This is a genomic window from Paramuribaculum intestinale (assembly GCF_003024925.1).
Taxonomy (GTDB): domain Bacteria; phylum Bacteroidota; class Bacteroidia; order Bacteroidales; family Muribaculaceae; genus Paramuribaculum; species Paramuribaculum intestinale.
Genome location: NZ_PUED01000010.1, coordinates 26,356 through 33,404, shown reverse-complemented (window position 1 = coordinate 33,404; position 7,049 = coordinate 26,356). Strand labels below are relative to the sequence as shown.

General features: G+C 55.8%; 6 protein-coding genes. 5 read left to right on the top strand and 1 reads right to left on the bottom strand.

Features of this window, described 5'->3' with window-relative positions:
* On the bottom strand, nucleotides 1–1,982 hold a 1,982-nt coding region (locus C5O24_RS01880), incomplete at its 3' end, for an ATP-dependent Clp protease ATP-binding subunit (protein WP_107681373.1).
* 444 nt (nucleotides 1,983–2,426) lie between these two features.
* Here C5O24_RS01880 and C5O24_RS01875 point away from each other — a divergent pair.
* From C5O24_RS01875 to C5O24_RS01855, 5 genes are all read left to right on the top strand, one after another.
* The gene (locus C5O24_RS01875) at nucleotides 2,427–3,317 is read left to right on the top strand and encodes a DUF5106 domain-containing protein (protein WP_107034962.1); all 891 of its coding nucleotides are present in this window, start codon (nucleotides 2,427–2,429) and stop codon (nucleotides 3,315–3,317) included.
* A 50-nt stretch (nucleotides 3,318–3,367) separates the two neighbouring features.
* Nucleotides 3,368–3,880, top strand: a complete 513-nt coding sequence (locus C5O24_RS01870; RefSeq protein ID WP_107034963.1) for a DoxX family protein — start codon at nucleotides 3,368–3,370, stop codon at nucleotides 3,878–3,880.
* A 3-nt stretch (nucleotides 3,881–3,883) separates the two neighbouring features.
* Nucleotides 3,884–5,005: a tRNA 2-thiouridine(34) synthase MnmA gene (gene mnmA / locus C5O24_RS01865; RefSeq protein WP_107034964.1), complete on the top strand. Its 1,122-nt coding sequence runs from the start codon at nucleotides 3,884–3,886 to the stop codon at nucleotides 5,003–5,005.
* Nucleotides 4,984–5,595: a bifunctional nuclease family protein gene (locus tag C5O24_RS01860; RefSeq protein WP_107034965.1), complete on the top strand. Its 612-nt coding sequence runs from the start codon at nucleotides 4,984–4,986 to the stop codon at nucleotides 5,593–5,595. The genes mnmA and C5O24_RS01860 overlap by 22 nt, the downstream gene beginning before the upstream one ends.
* A gap of 76 nt (nucleotides 5,596–5,671) precedes the next feature.
* Nucleotides 5,672–7,048 carry an MFS transporter gene (locus tag C5O24_RS01855; RefSeq protein WP_107034966.1) on the top strand — a complete coding sequence of 459 codons (1,377 nt, stop codon included), beginning with the start codon at nucleotides 5,672–5,674 and terminating at the stop codon, nucleotides 7,046–7,048.
* The last annotated feature ends 1 nt before the right edge of the window (nucleotide 7,049 follow it).

Here is a 7,049-nt window from a genome sequence, read left to right as displayed (position 1 = left end):
GTCAGCTGTCCGCCTTCGTCGTAGCCTACGTATCCCGGAGGCGCTCCGACAAGCCTCGACACTGTGTGCTTCTCTTGATATTCACTCATGTCGATGCGGGTCATCATGTTCTCGTCGTCAAAGAGATATTCGGCCAGTGCCTTTGCCAGCTCGGTCTTGCCGACTCCGGTAGTGCCCAGGAATATGAACGATCCAATGGGGCGGCGCGGGTCGTTGAGTCCGGCACGGCTGCGGCGCACGGCGTCGGCTATGGCGCGGATTGCGTCCTCCTGACCTATGACGCGTTCGTGAAGCTCGGCTTCGAGGTGGAGCAGTTTCTCCTTTTCGCTCTGTACCATCTTGTTGACCGGAATGCCGGTCCAGCGGCTTACCACGTCGGCTATATCCTCGGCGTCGACCTCCTCCTTGATCAGGGCTTTCTCTCCCTGCATCATGGCGAGCTGTTCCTGTATCTGGGTATTCTCAGTCTCTTTCTGCTGCACTTTCGAGTAACGTATCTCCGCCACTTTGGCGTAGTCGCCCTCGCGTTCGGCGCGCTCGGCCTCGAAGTTGAGCTGCTCTATGTCGATCTTGTTCTGCTGTATGCGGTTTATGAGATCTTTCTCGGCCTTCCATTTTGCGGCGAACTCCTTCTCGTCCTCTCTCATCTGCGCGAGATCCTTCTCGATCTCCTTGACTTTCTCGCTGTCGCCTTCGCGCTTTATGGCCTCCCGCTCGATCTCCTTCTGGGCTATCATGCGGGTGATCTCGTCGAGAGCCTGCGGCACGGAGTCCATTTCCAGACGCAGTTTGGAGGCAGCTTCGTCCACGAGATCGATAGCCTTGTCGGGGAGGAAACGATCGGTGATATAGCGCTCGGAGAGCTGCACGGCGGCTATGATCGCCTCGTCGCGGATGCGCACCTTGTGATGGTTCTCATATCGCTCTTTCAGTCCGCGCATGATGGCTATTGCGCTCATCTCGTCGGGTTCGTTGACCATCACCTTCTGGAATCGGCGTTCAAGAGCCTTGTCCTTCTCGAAATATTTCTGGTATTCGTCGAGTGTGGTGGCGCCTATGCTGCGGAGTTCGCCTCTGGCGAGTGCCGGCTTGAGAATATTGGCGGCGTCCATGGCTCCCTCTCCTTTTCCGGCTCCGACAAGGGTGTGGATCTCGTCGATGAATAATATTATCTCTCCGTCGCTCTGTGTCACCTCGTTGACTATGGCTTTCAGTCGTTCCTCGAACTCGCCTTTGTATTTGGCTCCGGCCACGAGGGCGCCCATGTCGAGCGAGAAGATCTGTTTGGAACGGAGGTTTTCAGGCACGTCGCCGCGCACGATTCTCTGTGCCAGACCCTCGGCTATGGCAGTCTTGCCGGTGCCTGGCTCGCCTATGAGCATGGGATTGTTCTTGGTGCGTCGGCTCAATATCTGGAGCACACGGCGTATCTCGTCGTCGCGCCCTATCACCGGGTCGAGTTTGCCCTGACGTGCGCGTTCGTTGAGGTTTATGGCATATTTGTTGAGTGAATTGTAGGTTTCCTCAGCGCTCTGGTCGGTGGCTTTCTTGCCTTTGCGCAACTCTTCGATGGCCGCCTTCAGCTCTTTGTCGGTCAGTCCGGAGTCCTTCAGGATGGAGGACGCGGGCGAGGCGATCTCGAATAGTGCGGTGAGTAGCGCTTCGAGCGTGACATATTCGTCGCCCTGCTTCTTGGCGATGTCTATGGCTCTCTGCAGCACGTCGTTTGACGTGCGGCTCAGGTATGGCTCTCCGCCCGACACTTTGGGCTGCGATGCTATCTCGCGGTCTATGGCGGCATTGACGGTGGTGATATTGGCGCCGGTCTTCGCGAAGATAAACTTCACGAGCGACTCGCCCTCCGACATCACGGCCTTAAGGATATGCACCGGCTCAATGGCCTGACAGCCGTTGGCGCGTGTCAGCTCCACTGCTTTCTGGATGGCTTCCTGTGACTTGATGGTAAAATTATTGAAATTCATATCCTGGATAAATAAACAGTTTTTTAGAGTATGTTTGAATTTTACTTCTATTCACTCCAAGAGGATTTTCGGAGAGATTTGCGTGAGTTGAAGAGGGAGCGATGCGGGCATCGTGACCGATGAGACTTGACGCAAATCGCCCGAAAAGACCTTTGAGGGGATAGAAAGAAGTTCATATATATTTTTCGTGTTAAATTCAAACATACTCTTAGATTCTTTGCTGGACTTGACCGGATTGTGGCTCCGACCGGATGCCGGCATGTGCGCCCCGGCGGGTTGCAAGCTGTCGGTGTGATGCGGCGGCTGACCGCAGGGATCTGCCGTCTGCTGATTTTCTAACAATCTCACGACGGCAAAAGTTGGTAATTGCCAACATTTTTACTGCTTGCTTGCCGTAAATTCGGCCAGAATGTCTAATTTTGTAACTGCAAACAGTATGCCACAATGAAAAAGTTACATAATGTCATAATCCGAGTGGCCGTTGTCATGATCGCTTTCGTGGCCGCGCCGCGAATGACGGCTCAGGATACCTATTTCCAGTTGCCTATAGTGCCCGACTCGCTTCAGGGACTGCAGCCAAGAGTCGACTATCTGATCGAACACTACTGGGATTTCTGTGATTTCAACAAGGCTTTCAGCAATCGCGAGCGCATGGGAGAGAGCTTCAGGTCCTATCTCAATCTGATGCCCCACGCCTCGGCCCGACAGGCCCATAAATGCATCGCAAAGCTGCTCAAGACACTTGAAAAACGTCCCGAAGATATGACGTTTCTGGCCAATACGGCCGAGCAGCATGTGCATTCCGACACATCGGAGATCTACTCCGACGAGCTGTATCTGCCATTCATACGCGCGGTGGTCGACAACAAGCGCGTCGACAAAAGCATAAAGGCGCGCTACGAACATCAGGTGAGGGTGCTTTCGGCATCGCAGGTGGGCATGTCGGCTCCCGTATTTGACTTTACCGACCGCGACGGCAACCGGCGCACCTTCGCTCCGGATTCGGCCGAGGTGACGCTGATCTATTTCTTCGACACAGAGTGTAGCGACTGTCATCTGGCGCGTACACGCCTTAACGCCAACATACCGACCTCGCGATATCTTGATGCCGGACTGGTAAGGGTTGTGGCCATATCGGCCGAGGAACCCGACGAGGAGTGGCGTGAGAAAGTTAAGAATTTCCCGTCGACATGGACCGTCGGCTCTGCCCCCGACATCGATACGGTCTATGATATCAAGTCGACCCCGTCGTTCTATATACTTGACGAGAATTCGGTGATACGAATGAAGAATGCGAACATCGACACCGTTCTGACTATCATGTCGCGTCTTTGACTCGCTCCGGCCGTCGGGCGCCGTCATGTCCCTTAACATAAAAACTCTTCATGATGTCGAAACTCAATAAACTCATAGCGCATACATTCGTGAAATGCACGGGTTATACCTACAGCAACATGGCCCGGCTGTTCATGCGCCTTTTTGTCGGAGTGATGTTCATGCAGTTCGGCATACGCCATCTTGTGGCGTTCGAGCAGTTGCGCCATACATTCCCGTCTATGTTCGGACTTCATTCCGAAACGTGTCTGATCATCATGATTGTGATCGAGATCGTGTGCTCGCTGTTCATTATGGTGGGTTTCCTGACCAGGATAGCTGTGGTGCCACCTGCGCTGTCAATGATGGCGGCGGAGTACTATATGCTCCATAATCTGCTGCCCAACGTGTCGGTCTACGGCCTGTCGGACACGCAGCCGGGCTGTCTGCCCATAATGTTCATAGGCATCTACCTGTATATTTTGCTGGCCGGGCCGGGCAAGATCTCGCTTGATTATTTCATCTCGCTGTTCCTGATAAGCCGTCAGGGCAAGAGCGGCGACGAGGAGCTTGAAGATGTCTGAACCATGAGGATCGCAGCGTTGATATCAGGTGGCGTCGACAGCGCCGTGGCTGTCCACCGGCTGGTGGAGCAGGGTCACGACGTCAGCCTGTTCTATATCCGTATCGCGTCCGACGACGGCCGCGGCGACTGCTCGGCCGAAGAAGATCTCGAGATGTGCCGTCTGATCGCGTCGCGCTATGGCTTGCCGCTCGATACGGTCGATCTCAACAAGGAATACTGGGAAAGTGTCATGGAGTATGCCCTCCGCACGGTCCGTCAGGGACTGACTCCCAATCCCGACATAATGTGCAACAGGTTCATCAAGTTCGGCTACTTCGAGGAGCGCCGCGGCTACGAGTTTGACTATACGGCCACGGGGCATTATGCACGCACGCTGACCGACCCGGCCGACGGGCTCGTATATCTTGCCACGGCGCCCGATCCTGTCAAGGATCAGACCGATTTTCTGGCGCGCATAAGTTATCGCCAGCTGAGTCACGCGATGTTCCCGATCGGCGACCTGCCCAAAGCGGAAGTGAGGCGGATGGCTGTGGAGCTGAATCTGCCCAACGCCCGACGACGCGACAGCCAGGGGATCTGCTTCCTCGGAAAAATCAACTACAACGACTTCATACGCCGTCATCTCGGCGAGCGTCCCGGACCGATTATCGAGATAGAGAGCGGCCGCAAGCTCGGAGAGCACCGCGGCTACTGGTTTCATACGATCGGACAGCGCAAGGGGCTCGGTCTGAGCGGCGGACCATGGTATGTGGTGGGAAAGAACATCGTGGACAATGCCGTCTACGTCAGCGGAGGCTACGGCACTCTGAGGCAGTATGGCCGCACCATATGTCTCGACGAGATGCACTGGATCACGCGCGATCCCTGGCCCGACCGGTGCGACGCCGAGCCGATAGTGTTCAAAAACCGTCACATGCCGGAATTCATAGAGGCCACACTCACACGCCTCGGACAGTCGCGCTACGTCATAGAAAGCTCGCAGCCGGTGCAGGGAATCGCTCCGGGGCAGTTTGCCGTGATATATACCCCCGACAGGCGCATCTGTCTAGGCAGCGGCATCATCACCACCGACGATCCTCGTCATTTCAAACTCACACAGCCATGTCAGAACGAATCCGACTGAGAGTGCTCGGGCTGTCGTACAGCCAGCTGCAGAACGGCGCATACGCGCTGATACTTGCCGAGGCCGATGGCCCCGGACGCATTCCGGTCGTGATCGGGCCGGCCGAAGCCCAGTCGATAGCCATAAGGATGGAAAGCGTGACTCCTCCGCGGCCTATGACCCACGATCTGTTTGTCAGCTTCGCCCACGCCTTCGGCGTCAAGCTGCGCGAGGTGTTCATCTATCGGTTTGAGGACGGGATATTCTCCTCCGAGCTGACATTTACCGACGGTGACCGCACGGTGACTATCGATTCACGTACATCCGACGCCATAGCCATAGCGATGCGCACATCGGCGCCTATCTACACCACGCGCGCGATTCTTGACGAAACCGGATTCGAGGTGGAGGAAACGACCGACGACCCTTCCGACCGCGATGACCGCGAAGAGTCTTCCGATCCGGAGCCGCGGCTTGAAAACTATGCGGTCGAAGAGCTTGAGCGCACCCTGCAGAAGCTTATAGGCGAGGAAAACTACGAGGAGGCGGCACGTGTGAGCCGCATACTCGAAGACAAGCGGCGCCGACGCCCGTCGGACGACGCCGACTGAGATCCGCACCTGTTGCAGGACACCAAATTGACACCATCACAACTCGATAATCACATTATACCGACAGTCTACAGCAATGCTTAAATTACGGCTTATAATCCTCAATTTTCTACAGTTCGCTATCTGGGGAGCTTATCTCACCTGTCTGGGTCAGTATGTCGGCGCGGCAGGTCTGGGAAGCGACATAGCTCTGTTCTATTCGGTGCAGGGAATGGTGTCGATATTCATGCCCGCTCTGATGGGAATACTGGCCGACCGCTGGATTCCGGTCAACCGTGTGCTCGGCATCTGTCATCTGCTCGCGGCTCTGTTCATGGGAGCTGCCTGGTGGTATGGCCATACCCATCCGCAGCTTGAGTTCGCGCCGTTTTTCACGCTCTACACGCTGAGCGTGGCATTCTATATGCCTACGATCGCGCTGGCCAATTCCACAGCTTTCAAGGCACTGAAGATGAAAGGCTACGACACAGTGGCGGCATTCCCTCCCATCCGCACGCTCGGCACAGTCGGATTCATCGCGTCGATGTGGTTTGTCAATTCAGTTTATTATCATGCCGGAGAGTGGGGCTTTACGCTCTCCGACGCCAACCCGATGAGCACCTATCGTTTCCAGTACACCGATATGCAGCTGCTCGCTTCGGCCGTGCTCGGACTGATTCTCGGCGTGTTCGCGTTCACTCTTCCGGTCAGCCCCGTAGACCGCAGCGCAGCGCAGGGACGCAGCGTGGCCGACACTCTCGGCCTCTCGGCATTCAGGCTGTTTGCCGACCGTCGCATGGCTCTATTCTTCGTCTTCTCGATGTTGCTCGGAGTGGCCCTGCAGATTACCAATGGCTTTGCCACCACGTTTATCACCTCCTTCAAAGGGGTCGAACAATATGCTTCGACTTTCGGAGCCAACAACGCCACTCTGCTCACTTCGCTGTCGCAGGTCAGCGAGGCGCTGTGCATATTGCTTATCCCGTTCTGTCTGCGTCGTTTCGGCATAAAGCGTGTGATGCTCATAGCCATGCTGGCATGGGTGCTGCGCTTCGAGTTTTTCGCCATAGGCAATCCCGGTCCGGGGGTGTGGCTCTTCATCCTGTCGATGATAGTCTACGGCGTGGCTTTCGACTTTTTCAATGTCAGCGGCGCACTGTTTGTCGAGCAGGAGACTTCAGAGCGAGTCAAGTCGTCGGCACAGGGACTGTTTATGCTGATGACCAATGGCATAGGAGCATCCGTAGGCACGCTGATAGCAGGAGCGGTGGTCAACCGCTATGTCAGCTGGCAGACCATGCCCGACGGACGGTCCTATATGCTTGGCGACTGGTCGACCCCATGGACTATATTTGCACTCTATGCGTTGGTGGTGGCCATTCTGTTCGCGATATTCTTCAAGTACCGTCATAATCCGGCACCCGACCGCCGCAGTATTGCCAAGGCGGAGGATGCCGCTCTGGAGATAGAATGAT

What these genes read in the sequence shown, in the direction of transcription:
- C5O24_RS01875 (WP_107034962.1), top strand. Translation starts at nt 2,427, where the DNA reads ATGAAAAAGTTACATAATGTCATAATCCGAGTGGCCGTTGTCATGATC.
- mnmA (WP_107034964.1), top strand. Translation starts at nt 3,884, where the DNA reads ATGAGGATCGCAGCGTTGATATCAGGTGGCGTCGACAGCGCCGTGGCT.
- C5O24_RS01855 (WP_107034966.1), top strand. Translation starts at nt 5,672, where the DNA reads ATGCTTAAATTACGGCTTATAATCCTCAATTTTCTACAGTTCGCTATC.
- C5O24_RS01860 (WP_107034965.1), top strand. Translation starts at nt 4,984, where the DNA reads ATGTCAGAACGAATCCGACTGAGAGTGCTCGGGCTGTCGTACAGCCAG.
- C5O24_RS01870 (WP_107034963.1), top strand. Translation starts at nt 3,368, where the DNA reads ATGATGTCGAAACTCAATAAACTCATAGCGCATACATTCGTGAAATGC.